This is a genomic window from Tsukamurella pseudospumae, assembly GCF_001575205.1.
GTDB classification, from domain to species: Bacteria; Actinomycetota; Actinomycetes; order Mycobacteriales; family Mycobacteriaceae; genus Tsukamurella; species Tsukamurella pseudospumae.
Genome location: NZ_LSRE01000013.1, coordinates 190,480 through 205,978 on the forward strand (window position 1 = coordinate 190,480; position 15,499 = coordinate 205,978).

Here is a 15,499-nt window from a genome sequence, read left to right on the forward strand (position 1 = left end):
TCGATTTCGCCATTCTGGCAGATGCCGCGAGAAGTGATCCAGCGCACAGTGAGAGGACCTCACCCGCCCTGTCGCCACCGACGAGAGAGAGCCGCGATGACCGACCGCCTCCAGAACTACATCGACGGAGCCTTCGTCGACTCGACGTCCAGCGCCTCGATCGACATCGTCGATCCCGCGACCGAGAAGGTCGTCGCGGTCTCCCCCGTGTCCACCGACGCCGAGGTGGCGGCGGCGATCGCCGCCGCCGAGCGCGCCTTCCTCACCTGGGGCCGCACCACGCCCAGCGCGCGACAGGCCGCGCTGCTCGCTCTGGCCGACGCCATCGAGGAGCACGCGGACGAGATCGTCGCGGCACAGGTGCGCAACACCGGTCAGATCGCCGCCCTGGTGAAGTCGGAGGAGGTGCTCGTCTGCGCCGACCAGGTGCGGTTCTTCGCGGGCGCGGCCCGGATGCTCGAGGGCCGGTCCGCGGGCGAGTACATGGACGGCTACACCTCCTACGTGCGGCGCGAGCCGATCGGCGTCGTCGGCCAGGTGACGCCGTGGAACTACCCGTTCATGATGGCCATCTGGAAGATCGCCCCCGCCCTCGCCGCGGGCAACACCGTGGTGCTCAAGCCCTCGGACACGACGCCCGAGTCGACCCTGGTGCTGGCGCGGATCACCCAGGACGTCCTGCCCGACGGCGTGCTCAACGTGGTCCTCGGCGACGGAGCCGTCGGCGCCCGACTCGTCGGCGACCCCGCGCTCGGCCTGGTCGCGATCACCGGCTCGGTCCGCGCGGGCGTGGCCGTCGCGACCGCGGCGGCGTCGGACGTCAAGCGCGCGCACCTGGAGCTGGGAGGCAAGGCACCCGCCGTCGTCTTCGCCGACGCGGACCTCGCTCGCGCCGCCGAGGGCATCGCGCAGGCGGCCTTCTTCAACGGCGGCCAGGACTGCACCGCCGCGACGCGGGCGCTGGTCCACGAGTCGGTGCACGACGAATTCGTCGCCGCGCTCGCCGCGCAGGCGCAGTCCTTGCGGCCCGGCGCGCCCGACGATCCGGACGCCTTCTACGGCGCCCTCAACAACGCTCGCCACTTCGGCGCCGTGCTCGACAAGCTCGCCGCCCTGCCCGCGCACGCCGCCGTCGCGACCGGCGGGAAGCGCGTCGGCGAGACGGGCTTCTACGTCGAGCCGACCGTGATCACCGGTGTGCACCAGGACGATCCGATCGTCCAGGAGGAGACCTTCGGCCCGATCATCACGGTTCAGCCCTTCGCCACCGAGGACGAGGCCGTCGCCCTCGCCAACGGCGTCGATTACGGCCTGGCGTCCAGCGTCTGGACCACCGACCACGCCACCGCGAACCGGATGAGCATCCGGATCGACGCGGGCGCGGTGTGGATCAACTGCCACATCCCGCTCGTCGCCGAGATGCCGCACGGCGGATTCAAGCACTCCGGTTACGGCAAAGACCTCTCGGCGTACGGCCTGGAGGACTACACCCGTATCAAGCACGTCATGAGCAGCAACGACTAACCACCCGCACCGTCGGAAAGGCCCTCGCGCGATGACCGCACACTCCCACCCCCTCGACCCGCTCTCCGCCGACGAGATCCGCGCCGTCACCGCGCTGCTCGCGCAGGAGCACGGCGTGGGCGCCACGTGGCGCTACGCGTCGATCGAGATGTTCGAGCCGAGCAAGGCCGAGATCACCGCCTTCGACACCGACGGGACGCCGTGCGAGCGCGTCGCGGTCGCGGTGCTCTTCGATCGCACCGCGAACCACACCTACAAGGCCCGCGTGTCCCTGACGGACGGCACCGTCACCACGTTCGAGCACATCCCGGACGTACAGGCGAACGTCACCGTCGACGAGTGGGACGAGGCCGACCGGGCCCTGCGCGCCCACCCCGACGTGATCGCCGCGCTCGCGGCGCGGGGCGTCACCGACATGTCGCTGGTGTTCATGGACACCTGGACCTACGGCGCGGTGCTCATCCCCGAGGAGTTCGCCGGCCGGCGCATCGGCTGGTCCGATACGTGGGTCCGGGCGTCCGACGGTGCCAACCCCTACGCCGGTCCGGTCAACGGCTTCCACTGCGTGATCGACCTGAACACCATGGAGCTGCTCAAGATCGAGGACACGTTCCACGTGGAACGGCCGGAGATCATGGGCGAGTACGTGCCGCGGATGCTGCCCAAGGAGATCCGTGAGGCGTCGACCCGCCCGGAGCGCAAGCCGCTGGAGATCACCCAGCCCGAGGGCCCCGGCTTCACACTGGAGGGCAACAAGCTGACGTGGCAGAACTGGTCACTGCGCGTGGGTTTCAACTACCGCGAGGGCATGACCCTGCACGCGATCACCTACAACGACAACGGGAACGTGCGCAAGATCGCGCACCGCCTCTCGTTCTCCGAGATGATGGTCCCCTACCGCGATCACTGCGACGACCACTACCGGCGCACCGCCTTCGACATCGGCGAGTGGGGCCTCGGCTTCATGACCACCTCGCTCGCCCTGGGCTGCGACTGCCTCGGCGAGATCCGGTACCTGGACGCCGTCCTGCACGACAGCAAGGGCGAGCCCTACGACATCGCCAACGCGATCTGCATCCACGAGGAGGACAACGCCGTCCTGTGGAAGCACGTCGACCACCACGACGGCGCCGAGGTCCGCCGCATGCGCCGCCTGACGGTGTCCTTCCACGTGACCGTCGCGAACTACGAGTACCTCACGTACTGGCGGTTCTACGAGGACGGCAACATCGAGTGCGAGGTGCGCGCCACCGGCATCATGGTGGTCAGCCACTTCCCCGAGGGCGGATCCCATCCGCACGGCACGCTCGTGGACAACCGCACCTACGCGCCCTTCCACCAGCACTTCATCGTCGCCCGCATGGACCTCGACGTGGACGGCGAGGACAACACCGTCTACCAGTCCGAGACGCGCATGGTGCCCACCGGGCCGGACAACCCCTACGGCCTCTCGCTGCAGCAGGTGAACACCCCCTTGCGCACCGAGGAGGAGGGCAAACAGGACCCGCACTACCCCACGCAGCGATCGTGGAAGGTGGTCAACGACAACGTGAAGACGGGCCTGGGCGTCTCCCCGTCGTACAAGCTCGTCGCCTCCGCGAACGTGCCCGCGATGTTCGACCCGGCCTCCCCCATCCTCGACCGCTGCCGCGCCATCGAGCACACTCTGTGGGTCACGCCCAACGATCGCGAGGAGCGCTGGCCCGCAGGTGAATTCGTGAACCAGGGCGGCGGCGGCATGGGCCTGCCGGCGTGGACCGCGCAGAACCGCTCGATCGAGAACACCGACGTGGTGCTCTGGTACACCTTCGGCATCCACCACATCACCCGTCCCGAGGACTGGCCGATCATGCCGGCCGACACGGTGAACTTCTGGCTCAAGCCCTTCGGCTTCTTCGACCGGAACCCCTCGCTGGACGTGGCGCCCACGCCCGCCAAGTCCGGGTCGTGCTGTTCCACCGAGTCCGACGGTGCCGAATCGTCCTGTTGTGAGGGGGAGAAGTGAAGATCTACGTCGCCTACCTGGCCACCGACGGCGGCCGTGACGCCGTCGCGCTCGGCGTGCAGCTGGCCCGCACCCTCGGCGCCGAGCTCGCGCTCGGCATGGTGGTGCCGCCCGACCAGACCGGGTCCTTCGTCTCCGGCGACCTGACCTCCCAGGTGCTCACCGAGCAGGCGGACGCCTGGCTGACGCAGGCCCGGACGCTGGTGCCGGACGACGTGACCACGAGCACCCATGTGGGCGTGCATGACTCGATCGCCGGCGGCATCATCGCCGAGGCGGAGCGGATCGGCGCCGCGATCGTCGTGACGGGCGCCACCGGTGGAGGGCTGCTCGGCAAGCACTCGCTGGGCCCCGTCGTCAACGACCTCATCCACTCCGCGCCCATGGCCGTGGCGCTGGCCCCGCGCGGGCAGCGCCACTCCAAGGCGGAGCGGGTGCGCTCGGTGACCTGCGCGGTCGGCACCCGGCCGGGCGCCGCGGAGCTGCTGGACGCCGCGATCGCCGGCGCCGAACGCGCCGGGGTCCCCCTCCGGCTCGTCTCGCTCATCGCGGTCGACCTCATGCCCGGCCCGCAGCAGAGCGACGACGGCAAGCTCGACGAGGCCCGCCGCCACTCGCTCGCGGTACTCGACGAGGCCCGCGCCAAGCTGTCCGGATCGGTCGAGGTGACCTCGGCGGTCGTCCTCGGCGACACCGTCGAGGACGCCGTCAACAGCCTCGACTGGCACCCGGGCGACGTGATCCTCGTCGGCTCGAGCCGCCTCGCCGCGCCCCGCCGCCTGTTCCTCGGCTCGACCGCGGCGAAGATGCTCCGCGTCCTCGACGTCCCGATGGTCGTCGTGCCCCGGGCCGGGATCTCATGACCGCCGACGCGGGCCGCGGTCCCGACACCGCGTCCGCGGACGGGAGCGGCGACACCGTCGACAAGGGCCTCGCGAAGGGCCGGATCGGCACCTTCGCCGGTGCGGTCCTGGGCATCTCGACGGTGGCCCCCGGCTACACGCTGACCGCGAGCATCGGCCTCATCGTCGCCTCGGTGGGGCTGAAGATGCCCGCGATCTTCATCGCCGGTTTCATCCCGATGTTCCTCACCGCGTACGCCTACCGCGAGCTCAACTCGCGGGTGCCGGACTGCGGCGCGTCGTTCACCTGGTCCACCAAGGCCTTCGGGCCGTACGTGGGCTGGATGTGCGGATGGGGCATGGTGCTCGCCACCATCATCGTGCTGTCGAACCTGGCGGCGATCGCCGTCGACTACTTCTACCTGTTCCTCGCCCAGGTGATGGGCAACGACTCGATCGCGGACCTGGCGTCGAACAAGCTCGTCAACATCGCGACCACACTGGTGTTCATCGTGATCGCGACCTACATCTCGGGTCGCGGCGTCACCACCAGCGCCGTGGTGCAGTACGCGCTGGTCGGCTTCCAGATGGTGGTGCTGGTGGCCTTCGCGGTCACGGCGATCGTGCGCTCGCACGGCGTGCCCACCGGACTGTCCTTCTCGATCGACTGGTTCAACCCGTTCACGGGGCTGACGATCGCCGCGTTCGTCGTCGGCCTCACGGGCTCGATCTTCGCGTTCTGGGGCTGGGACACCTGTCTCACGCTCGGTGAGGAGTCCAAGGACCCCACGAAGGTCCCCGGCCGCGCCGGGCTGCTCGCCGTGGTGTCGATCCTCATCACCTACCTGCTCGTGGCGATCGCCGTGATGATGTACGCGGGCGTGGGCACCGAGGGCGTGGGCCTGGGCAACCCGGACAACTCCGAGAACGTCTTCCGGCCGCTCGCGAACCCGGTGCTGGGCGGCTTCGGCGGCCTCATGCTGTTCCTCGCGATCTTCGCCTCGTCGATCGCGAGCCTGCAGACCACCTTCCTGCCCGCCGCGCGGACGATGCTCGCGATGGGCAGCTACGGCGCCTTCCCGAAGAAGCTGGCGGCGGTGCACCCGCGCTACCTGGTCCCGACCTACGCGACCGTCGTCTCCGGCATCATCACCGCCGTCTTCTACGCCGTGGTCAAGATGCTTTCGGACCGCGCCCTGCTCGACACCATCGCCGCGCTGGGCATCATGATCTGCTGGTACTACGGCATCACGGCATTCGCCTGCGTCTGGTTCTTCCGTCGCGAGCTGTTCACCAGCGTCCACAACATCGTCTACAAGTTCCTGTTCCCGTTGCTCGGCGGCGCGATCCTGGCGGTCGTCTTCGTCATCTCGGTGCAGGAGAGCCTCAACCCCGAGAACGGCAGCGGCTCCTCGCTGTTCGGGATCGGCCTCGTGTTCTACATCGGCTTCGGCCTGCTCCTGCTGGGGGTCGTGCTGATGTTCGTACGGCGGGCCACCCACCCCGCCTTCTTCCGCGGCGAGACCCTGCGCCGCACCATCGCCCCCGTCGACGTCGACAAGGAGACACTGACATGACCGCATCCACCACCTCGCTGACGTACCGCCTGCCGCAGGTCCGCAACCTCGTCACCGCCCTGCCCGGCCCGGAGTCCGCCCGCCTGGCGGAGCGCCGACGGTCCGCCGTGGCCGGCGGGGTCGGCTCGTCGGTGCCCGTGTACGCCGCGGACGCCGACGGCGGCGTCATCGTGGACGTGGACGGCAACTCGCTGATCGACCTGGGCTCCGGCATCGCCGTGACCAGCGTCGGCGCGTCCGACCCGCGCGTCGCGGAAGCCGTTGCGGCGCAGGCGCAGCACTTCACCCACACCTGCTTCATGGTGACCCCGTACGAGGGCTACGTGGCCGTGGCGGAGCGTCTGAACGCGCTCACCCCCGGCTATCACGACAAGCGCACCGTGCTGTTCAACTCCGGGGCGGAGGCCGTGGAGAACGCGATCAAGGTGGCGCGCCTGGCCACCGGGCGCGATGCGGTGGTCGCCTTCGACCACGCCTACCACGGCCGCACCAACCTGACGATGGCGCTGACCGCGAAGACCATGCCCTACAAGAAGAACTTCGGCCCGTTCGCGCCCGAGGTCTACCGGATGCCGATGTCGTACCCGTACCGGGACGCCGCCGCGGGCCTCGACGCCGACGGCAAGGCCGCCGCCGCCCGCGCCATCACGCAGATCGAGAAGCAGATCGGCAGCGACGCGGTAGCCGCCGTCATCATCGAGCCGATCCAGGGCGAGGGCGGCTTCATCGTTCCCGCACCGGGATTCCTTCCCGCGCTGGCCGCTTGGGCGAAGGAGAACGGCGTCGTCTTCATCGCCGACGAGGTGCAGACCGGCTTCGCCCGCACCGGCGCCTGGTTCGCCTGCGAGGACGAGGGCATCGTGCCGGACATCATCACCATGGCCAAGGGCATCGCGGGCGGCATGCCGCTGTCCGCGATCACCGGCCGCGCCGACCTGCTCGACGCGGTGCACGCCGGCGGGCTCGGCGGCACCTACGGCGGCAACCCCGTCGCCTGCGCCGCGGCGCTCGCCGCACTGGACACCATGGAGGACCTCCACCTCCCGGCGCGCGCCCGGGCCATCGGCGAGAGCGCCACGACCCGGCTGCGCGCCCTCGCGGACGAGATCGGTGTGATCGGCGACGTCCGCGGCCGCGGCGCGATGATCGCGATCGAGCTGGTCCACCCCGGCACCTCGGAGCCGGACGCCGACCTGACGAAGGCCGTCGCCGCGAAGGCCCTCGCCGCCGGAGTCGTGATCCTGACCTGCGGCACCTACGGCAATGTCATCCGCCTGCTCCCGCCGCTGGTGATCGGCGACGCGCTGCTCGACGACGCTCTCACGGTCCTCGAGACCGCGCTCCGCGAGGCCGCGGCCTAGCCGGCTGCTCCATCCCGGCGAACCCGCCCGCGCGCACCGTCCCATCCGGCCGATGCGCGCGGGCACCGTCGCACCCCAGACTGACCGCTACACCCGACTCGAGAGGTCACTGTGAACGTCACCGAACTCCTGAACTCCGTCCCCACCGGCCTGTGGCAGGGGGGCCGCTCCGTGCCGAGCGAGTCCGGCCGCACCTTCGACGTGGTCAACCCCGCCACCGGCGAGGTCCTCGCCTCCGTCGCGAACGCCACTCCCGCCGACGCCCGCGCCGCCCTGGACATGGCGACCGCCGTCGCCGACGACTGGGCCGCCACCCCGGCCCGCACCCGCGCGGAGATCCTGCGCGCGGCATTCGAGGCGGTCACGGCCCGCGCCGACGACTTCGCCCTGCTCATGACCCTCGAGATGGGCAAGATCCTGCCCGAGAGCCGCGGCGAGGTGACCTACGGCGCCGAGTTCCTGCGCTGGTTCTCCGAGGAGGCCGTCCGCATCGGCGGCCGCACCGCGACCGCCCCCGCCGGGACCGGGGAGATCGCCGTCGTCAAGGAACCCGTCGGGCCGTGCCTGGCGATCACGCCGTGGAACTTCCCGCTGGCCATGGGAACCCGCAAGATCGGGCCGGCGCTCGCCGCGGGCTGCACCATGATCGTCAAGCCCGCCGAGGACACCCCGCTCACCATGCTGCTGCTCGCGCAGGTCTTCGCCGAGGTCGGCCTTCCCGCCGGCGTGCTGTCGGTGCTCCCGACCCTCGATGCGCCCACCGTCGTCGGGGAGCTCATGGCCGACGACCGCCTGCGCAAGGTCTCCTTCACCGGCTCCACCGGCGTCGGAAAGATCCTCCTCGCCCAGGCCGCGAACAACGTGCTGCGCACCTCGATGGAGCTCGGCGGCAGCGCCCCGTTCGTCGTCTTCGACGATGCCGACCTCGACAAGGCCGTCGACGGCGCCATGCTCGCCAAGATGCGCAACGGCGGCGAGGCGTGCACCGCCGCCAACCGCATCCTGGTGCAGAGCGGCATCCGCGAGGCCTTCACCGCGAAGCTCACCGAGCGCGTCGCCGCGATGCGCGTCGGGCCGGGCTGGGAGGAGGGCTCCGCCATCGGCCCGATCATCAACGCCAAGCAGCGCGGTTCCATTGCCGCACTCGTCGACGAGGCCGTCGCCGCCGGTGCCACGGTGCGCACCGGCGGCAAGCAGGTCGACGGTGCCGGGTTCTTCTTCGAGCCCACCGTCCTGGACGGCATTCCCGACGGTGCCCGCATCCGCCGCGACGAGATCTTCGGTCCCGTCGCCGCGATCGTCGGCTTCGACACCGAGGAGGAGGGCGTCGCCATGGCCAACGACACCGAGTACGGCCTCGCCGCCTACTTCTTCACGGAGAACCTCGGCCGGGCGCAGCGCGTCGCGCGGAAGCTGCAGGCGGGCATGGTCGGCGTGAACCGCGGCGTGATCTCCGACCCGGCGGCACCGTTCGGCGGGATCAAGCAGTCCGGCCTCGGCTCCGAGGGCGGCAGCGAGGGCATCGAGGAGTACCTCAACACCAAGTACATCGCCCTGCCCGCGGTCTGATTCAGCCGATGCGCGGCAGCTTGAGGTACGCCAGGCCGAGCAGGTCGAAGGAGAGGTAGCCCAGGATCGCGGCGGCGGCGGCGCTCGCCACCACGACGAGCCCCCGCCACCAGGTTCCTCGCGGCGCGGCCTGCAGCCACCAGAGGATGCCGGTGAAGGTCACGATCGGCCCCAGCAGAGCGATCGGCACCGTCGCCAGGCCCGTGTCGCCGACGACCCGGACGACACGGGCCACCGCACCCAGCAGCACTGACAGCGGAACCGTGACCAGCAGCAGCCGCGTCCAGCCCGGACCGGCCGCGATCAGGCGGTATCCCGCTACGGAGCCGGCTGCGCCGGCAAGCGCCACGAGCACGATCACCGGCGGAGCCTCCGTACCGACCACAGCCCCGCCGCTGTTCCGAGCCCGGCGACGACTGGCGCCGCGAACAGGAATCGGACCCCTGCCGACGGCGGCATCCCCAGCAGGCCGACCAGCGCGTAGACCCCCACCGAGGAGACGCCGGCGAGCAGACCGAACACGAGCAGGCCGAAGGCTCGGGGGCCCAATCGGTCCCGCAGGCCGAACAGGACACCGGTGGCGACCGAGACGAGGGCGAGGCCGAGGAGGCGGACGTCGAACTCCGTGCCTCGCCACGCCGGCGCCGACGACAGCTCGCTCACGAACACCGCGGCGAACGCTCCGCCCGCGGCGACCGCCAGGAGGGTTCGACGGTCGGTGGGCAACCGCGCACCGTCGGGCGCGGTCCGGTCCCGGGATCGGTCCTGCACGGAGACGACGATACGGCCCGTCAGTACGCGCCGTCGGAGGTGAGCACCGTCTTGACCGTGCGGGCGATGATGCTGATGTCCTGGCCGAGGGACCAGTTCTCGACGTACCCCACGTCGAGCCGGATCGACTCGTCCCAGGAGAGGTCGGAGCGACCACTGACCTGCCACGCACCAGTCACGCCGGGCTTGACCAGCAGGCGACGCCGCATCACGGGCGGGTACTGCTCGACCTCGTGGGCGAGCGCGGGCCGCGGGCCGACGACGGCCATCTCGCCGCGCAGCACGTTGAAGAACTGCGGCAGCTCGTCGAGGCTGTACCGGCGGATGACACGCCCGACCCGGGTCACCCGCGGGTCGTCCTTCACCTTGAACAGTGGTCCCGCACCGACGTTCTCGCCGGACAGGACGTCGCGGCGCGCGTCGGCGTCGATGTACATGCTGCGGAACTTGATCATGTCGAAGAGGGCGCCGCCGGACCCGACGCGGGTGGCGCGGTAGAAGACCGGCCCGCGGCTGTCGATCTTGATCGCAACGGCGACCGCGACCATCACGGGCGCCGTCAGCACCAGGCCGACTGCGGCCACGGTGAGGTCGAGGAGCCGCTTCCCCAGGCCGAACGACCGGCTCGGCTTCGGGGCCGCGATGTACATCATCGGCGTCTGCCCGAGCGGCTGGCTGACGATCCGGCTGCCTGCGACGTCGGCGATGCCTGCGGTGACGACCAGCTCCACACCGTCCTCGGCGAGCTGCCACATCAGATCACGCACGTCGTCCGGGCCGAGCGAGTCGGTGGCAGTGAGCACGACGACGCCCGCTCCGGTCTCATGAACCGCCTCGAGGACGGTGCGGTCGGTCCCCACGACGGGGATCCGGGCACCGCGCACTTCGATCGCGTCGACGGCCGTCGCGTCACCGGGCGGTAGGCACACCCCGACGATCCGGGCGCCCGCGTACTCGGCGCGCAGCATGCTCCGCACGGAGGCGGTGGCCGACGCGTAGCCGCCGACGATGAGGGTGGGTGCGCCCACGGCGCCCGAGTCCGTGCGACCGAGGCGGCGGCGGAACTAGATGCGGCTGAGCAGGATCCCGCCCAGGGCGACGGGACCGGAGACGACGACGAGGGAGTGCGGCAGGAAGGCGGGGAACAGCACCTCGACCACGACCAACGGGCCGAACACGAGCCGGACGGTGCCGAACACACGCCGTAGTTCGGCCGACCCCAGACGGAGCAGCGGAATGTCCATCGGCCGCGTGCGGGTCAGCTGATGGAACCAGAGCAGATGCACGACGATGACGAGAACGACGAGCAGGGTCGGGTCGGCGCCCTGTCGCAGTCCGACGATCAGGCCCGCGCACGCGGCGATGAAGGCGATCGTGCCGTCCGCGGCGAGGATCCAGCGGGAGAGCCTCGCGCGATACGCGTCCGCGGCCGCGCGGGTCGACGACGAGCCGACGGGGACCGCCACGCCGGCGTCGAGCGCTGCAGGGGGGTCGAGTGCGACCGGGATGTCGAGGGTCGTTACCAGCGGGTCCACGGTGGACTGCGGTGCCGGGGCGCTCGGGCGGACGGCCTCGGGGACCTCCGGCACCGTCGAGGGCGCGGGCAGCGGGGCGGCGTCGGGCGCGGGGGCGATGAGGGTGGTGAGCACGGTGGCTCGCGGCGCACGCGCGTCGGTCCAGGTGTCGATCGACATGTCCCGCCTCTCCGAATCAGGTGCCGGGGCACGCCACGGTGCGAATACCTCGTCGGCAATCACAATCGGCGATCAATGCCATTGCAACTGTGAATTACCAGCGAGGACGCGCCGACACCCGGCCCTCACGCCGCACCGGGTTCGGTGCGCCGCGACGAGGCGCGAAGCCCCGGGGGACGCCGCACCCTCCACCCGCAGGACGAGGGCGGCGACGAGGCCGAAGCGCTGATACTCCGCTGTTGACGGTGCATGCGTCCGCCTACCGACCTCGACCCTCCGGCGTCCGGACCGCCGGTTCTCGACGGTGGACGGAGACGGATTCGAGTGACTGTCGTTAGCCACCGTAGACGTTCAGAATTGCGATCGCAACATCAATAGCCATTTGCAACCAGAAAAGTCTGAGAGACTATGCTCAGATCCCGAAGCGCCCCGTCGACAGTTACGGAATCCATCATGCAGTGCCGTTTGTGCGGTTCGTCGCGACTGCGGAGTGTGGTCGATCTCGGAGCCACACCGCCCTGTGAGAAGTTCCTCACGGCGGACGAGCTCGACCTGCCGGAGCCGACCTATCCGCTGCACCTGCGGATCTGCGAGGAGTGCCTCCTGCTCCAGATCCCCGCCCTGATCATCCCGGAGGAGACCTTCTCGGAGTACGCGTACTTCTCGTCGTTCTCCGCCAGCTGGGTCGACCACGCACGGCGCTTCGTCGAGACGTCCATCGACCGGCTGGGGCTCGACGCCGACAGCCTCGTCGTCGAGGTCGCCAGCAACGACGGCTACCTGCTGCAGCACGCGGTCGCCGCCGGTGTCCCGTGCTTGGGCATCGAACCCTCGGTCAACGTCGGCGAGGCCGCCCGCGAGCGCGGGGTCCCGACGGTGACCGCCTTCCTCGGCCCGGAGACCGCCGCGGCGGTGCGCGCCGAACACGGCCCCGCAGATCTCGTGGTCGCCAACAACGTCTACGCCCACATCCCGGACCTGCTGGGCTTCACGCAGGGCCTGCGCGGGCTCCTGGCCGACGACGGCTGGCTGAGCATCGAGGTGCACCACGCGCTTCCTCTCGTCGCCGAGGGCCAGTTCGACACGATCTATCACGAGCACTTCCAGTACTACTCGGTGCTGACGGCGCAGCGCGCGCTCGCGACCGCGGGGCTGACCGTCGTCGACGTCGAGACGATCCCCACGCACGGCGGCTCGATCCGCGTCTGGGCGCGGCCGGACGGGGTGGCGCAGGCACCGTCGGACCGGGTGCGCGCGGTGCTGCGCGCCGAGGAGGAGGCGGGCCTGCACGACCTCGCCGGGTACGCGGGCGTGCAGGCGCTGGCCGAGCGCGCGCGGCAGGACCTGCTGCGCTTCCTGCTCGAGCGCCGCGCCGAGGGCAAGCGGATCGCGGGCTACGGCGCGCCCGGTAAGGGCAACACCCTGCTGAACTACTGCGGCATCCGGACCGACCTGCTCGAGTACACCGTGGACCGGAACCCGTACAAGCACGGCCGGTTCACGCCCGGCGCGCGGATCCCGATCCACGAGCCCGAGCGCCTCGACTCGGATCGCCCGGACGTCGTGGTGGTCCTGCCGTGGAACCTCGAGACCGAGATCACCGAGCAGCTACGGCATCTCGTCGATGCCGGCACCGAGCTGGTCTATCCGATGCCCCACCTGCACGCCGCGCGGCCGCACGCCGCAGTCACGGAGGTCTGAGATGAAGGTCGTCCTGTTCTGCGGAGGCTACGGCATGCGCATGCGCAACGCCGCCGACGACGCGGTGCCCAAGCCCATGCAGCTCGTCGGGCCGCGACCCCTGATCTGGCACGTCATGCGCTACTACGCGCACTACGGCCACAAGGACTTCGTCCTCTGCCTGGGCTACGGCGCCCAGCACATCAAGGACTACTTCCTGAACTACCGCGAGACCGAGTCCAACGACTTCGTCATGCGCGGCGGCGAGGTGGAGCTGCTGTCGACCGACATGAGCGACTGGTCGATCACCTTCGTCGATACCGGGCTGGAATCGGCCATCGGAGAACGGCTCCGGCGCGCCCGCCCGTACCTCGACGGTGACGAGTACTTCCTCGCGAACTACGCCGACGTGCTGAGCGACGCCCCGATGAACGACATCATCGACCGGGTCCGCGAGACGGGATCGGCCGCCTCGATGCTCCTGGTCCCGCCGCAGTCCTCGTTCCACTGCGTGGACGTCGACGGTGCCTCGAAGGTCACCGGGATCACGCCCGTGTCCGAGTTCCCGATCTGGGAGAACGGCGGGTACTTCGTGCTCACCCAGGAGGTCTTCGACCACCTGCCGCCCGGCGGCGATCTCGTCGCCGACTCGTGCACGGCGCTGGCCAAGGAGGGGAAGCTGTTGGGCTACCAGCACCGCGGCTTCTGGAAGCCCGCCGACACCTTCAAGGAGCGCGCCGACCTCGACGCCGGCTACGCGCGCGGCGACCGGCCGTGGATGGTGTGGCAGACCCCCGTCGCGCCATGATCGACCTGTTCACCGGCCGCCTGTCCGAGATCGCGGTGCTCGGCGCGCACTGCGACGACATCGCGATCGGCATGGGCGGCACGCTCCTTCAACTGGCGGAGGCCAACCCGGGGCTGCGGGTCCGCGCGTTCATCGGTAGCGGCGCCGGCACACCCCGCGAGGCGGAGGAGCGGGCCGCCCTGGCCGCCTTCCTGCCCGAGGCGGAGCTGCACCTGACGGTGCTGGACCTTCCGGACGGCCGGGCGCCGGCCCACTGGGAGCGCGCGAAGTCGCTGCTGTCGACGTTCCGCCGCTCCACCGAGCCCGATGTCGTGTTCGCACCGCACCGCGGCGACGCCCATCAGGACCATCGCCAGCTGGCCGAGCTGGTCCCCACCGAGTTCCGCGACCACCTGGTGCTGGGCTACGAGATCCTCAAGTGGGAGACCGACACTCCGCGGCCCACGCTGCTCAATCCGCTCTCGCCCTACGCCGCGATGGCGAAGGTGCGGCTGCTCGCGGAGCACTATCCGTCGCAGACCGCGCACGACTGGTTCGACGACGACGCCTTCCTCGGCCTGGCCCGGTTGCGCGGCATCCAGTGCCGCGCGACCTACGCCGAGGGATTCATGCTGGAGAAAGCAATCATCCGATTCGGAGGAGATCGATGAAGGTCCTGCTCACGGGCAGCCAGGGGTATCTGGGCACGGTCATGGCGCCGGTCCTGCGCGCCGAGGGGCACGAGGTGACGGGCCTCGACTCGGGCCTGTTCGCCGACCGCGTGCTCGGCCCGGCGGTGGACGACCCGCCGACGCTGACCACGGACCTGCGCGACGTGACGGTCGAGGAGCTCCAGGGTTTCGATGCGGTGATCCACCTCGCGGCCCTGTCGAACGATCCACTCGGCTCGCTCGCGCCGGAGATCACCTACGACATCAACCACTCGGCGTCGAGCCGGCTGGCACGGCTGGCGAAGGAGGCGGGCGTCTCCCGCTTCCTGTACGCCTCGACGTGCTCGGTGTACGGCGCCGCGGGCGAGGGTCTCGTCGACGAGGAGGCGCCGCTCAACCCGATCACCCCGTACGCGATCAGCAAGGTGCGGGTCGAGGACGACGCGGCCGCGCTCGCCGATGCCGACTTCACCCCTGTCTTCCTGCGCAACGCCACCGCCTTCGGCTTCTCGCCCCGCCTGCGCGCGGACATCGTCCTCAACAACCTCATGGGCTACGCCGTGCTGACCGGCGAGGTGCTCGTGCTCTCGGACGGCACGCCGTGGCGACCGCTGGTGCACGCGCAGGACATCGCGCGGGCCTTCGCCGTCTGCCTCACCGCGCCGAAGGAGACGGTCTCGGCGCGCGCCTACAACGTGGGCACGGAGGCCAACAACGTGACGGTCGCGCAGATCGCGCAGTCCGTGGTCGACGTAGTCCCCGGCGCCGCCGTGCGGATCACCGGCGAGGCCGGCAACGACCCGCGCTCGTACCGCGTCGACTTCTCCCGTGCCCGTGGCGAACTGGGCTTCGAGGCGCAGTGGACGGTGCCCGACGGCGCCGCGGAGCTGCACAAGGCGTACACCGAGTACGGGCTCACGGAGCACTCCTTCCACCAGGACTTCACGCGGCTCGCGGTGCTCAAGGGCCTGCAGGCCGGCGGTGCGATCGACGGATCGATGCGTCGTCGATGACGGTG

Annotated in this window: 14 protein-coding genes; 10 read left to right on the forward strand and 4 right to left on the reverse strand. The window is 70.4% G+C overall.

All coding sequences use genetic code 11. The features are described 5' to 3' along the window. The first annotated feature begins 96 nt into the window (after nt 1-96). The 6 genes from AXK61_RS11825 (at nt 97) to AXK61_RS11850 (ending at nt 8,878) form a co-directional block, all read left to right on the forward strand. Nucleotides 97-1,524: an aminobutyraldehyde dehydrogenase gene (locus AXK61_RS11825; RefSeq protein ID WP_068573518.1), complete on the forward strand. Its 1,428-nt coding sequence runs from the start codon at nt 97-99 to the stop codon at nt 1,522-1,524. Between the two features lie 31 nt (nt 1,525-1,555). Further along, the gene (locus AXK61_RS11830) at nt 1,556-3,529 is read left to right on the forward strand and encodes a primary-amine oxidase (RefSeq protein WP_068573517.1); all 1,974 of its coding nucleotides are present in this window, start codon (nt 1,556-1,558) and stop codon (nt 3,527-3,529) included. Continuing rightward, a complete protein-coding gene (locus tag AXK61_RS11835; RefSeq protein WP_068573516.1) occupies nt 3,526-4,392 on the forward strand; it encodes a universal stress protein in 867 nt (288 codons plus the stop codon). The genes AXK61_RS11830 and AXK61_RS11835 overlap by 4 nt, the downstream gene beginning before the upstream one ends. Beyond that, nucleotides 4,389-5,948, forward strand: a complete 1,560-nt coding sequence (locus tag AXK61_RS11840; RefSeq protein ID WP_068573515.1) for an APC family permease — start codon at nt 4,389-4,391, stop codon at nt 5,946-5,948. The genes AXK61_RS11835 and AXK61_RS11840 overlap by 4 nt, the downstream gene beginning before the upstream one ends. Next, nucleotides 5,945-7,309 (forward strand): 4-aminobutyrate--2-oxoglutarate transaminase, encoded by a 1,365-nt coding sequence (gene gabT / locus AXK61_RS11845; protein WP_068573514.1) that lies wholly within the window; start codon nt 5,945-5,947, stop codon nt 7,307-7,309. The genes AXK61_RS11840 and gabT overlap by 4 nt, the downstream gene beginning before the upstream one ends. A 111-nt stretch (nt 7,310-7,420) precedes the next feature. After that, nucleotides 7,421-8,878, forward strand: a complete 1,458-nt coding sequence (locus tag AXK61_RS11850) for an NAD-dependent succinate-semialdehyde dehydrogenase (RefSeq protein ID WP_068573513.1) — start codon at nt 7,421-7,423, stop codon at nt 8,876-8,878. Between the two features lies 1 nt (nt 8,879). Here the strand turns inward: AXK61_RS11850 and AXK61_RS11855 are convergent, their stop codons facing one another. From AXK61_RS11855 to AXK61_RS25705, 4 genes are read right to left on the reverse strand one after another with little or no spacing between them, the layout of a single operon-like run. Beyond that, entirely contained in the window at nt 8,880-9,239 is a 360-nt protein-coding gene (locus tag AXK61_RS11855; protein ID WP_139058037.1) for a hypothetical protein, read from the reverse strand. Then, nucleotides 9,236-9,649 carry a hypothetical protein gene (locus AXK61_RS11860; RefSeq protein WP_068573511.1) on the reverse strand — a complete coding sequence of 138 codons (414 nt, stop codon included), beginning with the start codon at nt 9,647-9,649 and terminating at the stop codon, nt 9,236-9,238. Before AXK61_RS11860 ends, AXK61_RS11855 begins: the two co-directional genes overlap by 4 nt. A 20-nt stretch (nt 9,650-9,669) precedes the next feature. Continuing rightward, the gene (locus AXK61_RS11865; RefSeq protein WP_068745461.1) at nt 9,670-10,677 is read right to left on the reverse strand and encodes a sugar transferase; all 1,008 of its coding nucleotides are present in this window, start codon (nt 10,675-10,677) and stop codon (nt 9,670-9,672) included. A 36-nt stretch (nt 10,678-10,713) separates the two neighbouring features. Further along, nucleotides 10,714-11,343 (reverse strand): hypothetical protein, encoded by a 630-nt coding sequence (locus AXK61_RS25705; protein WP_068745463.1) that lies wholly within the window; start codon nt 11,341-11,343, stop codon nt 10,714-10,716. Nucleotides 11,344-11,796: 453 nt separating this feature from the next. Between AXK61_RS25705 and AXK61_RS11875 the strand changes: the two genes are divergently transcribed. Genes AXK61_RS11875 through AXK61_RS11890 form a run of 4 tightly spaced genes read left to right on the forward strand, consistent with a single transcriptional unit; the run spans nt 11,797 to nt 15,494 of the window. Next, nucleotides 11,797-13,044, forward strand: coding sequence for a class I SAM-dependent methyltransferase (locus AXK61_RS11875; protein WP_068573509.1), 1,248 nt, complete (start codon nt 11,797-11,799; stop codon nt 13,042-13,044). Between the two features lies 1 nt (nt 13,045). Then, entirely contained in the window at nt 13,046-13,831 is a 786-nt protein-coding gene (locus AXK61_RS11880; RefSeq protein ID WP_068573508.1) for a glycosyltransferase family protein, read from the forward strand. Further along, on the forward strand, nt 13,828-14,481 hold the full coding sequence (locus tag AXK61_RS11885) for a PIG-L deacetylase family protein (RefSeq protein ID WP_068745465.1): 654 nt from the start codon (nt 13,828-13,830) through the stop codon (nt 14,479-14,481). Before AXK61_RS11880 ends, AXK61_RS11885 begins: the two co-directional genes overlap by 4 nt. Beyond that, nucleotides 14,478-15,494 carry an NAD-dependent epimerase/dehydratase family protein gene (locus AXK61_RS11890; RefSeq protein ID WP_068745467.1) on the forward strand — a complete coding sequence of 339 codons (1,017 nt, stop codon included), beginning with the start codon at nt 14,478-14,480 and terminating at the stop codon, nt 15,492-15,494. Before AXK61_RS11885 ends, AXK61_RS11890 begins: the two co-directional genes overlap by 4 nt. Nucleotides 15,495-15,499 lie beyond the last annotated feature (5 nt).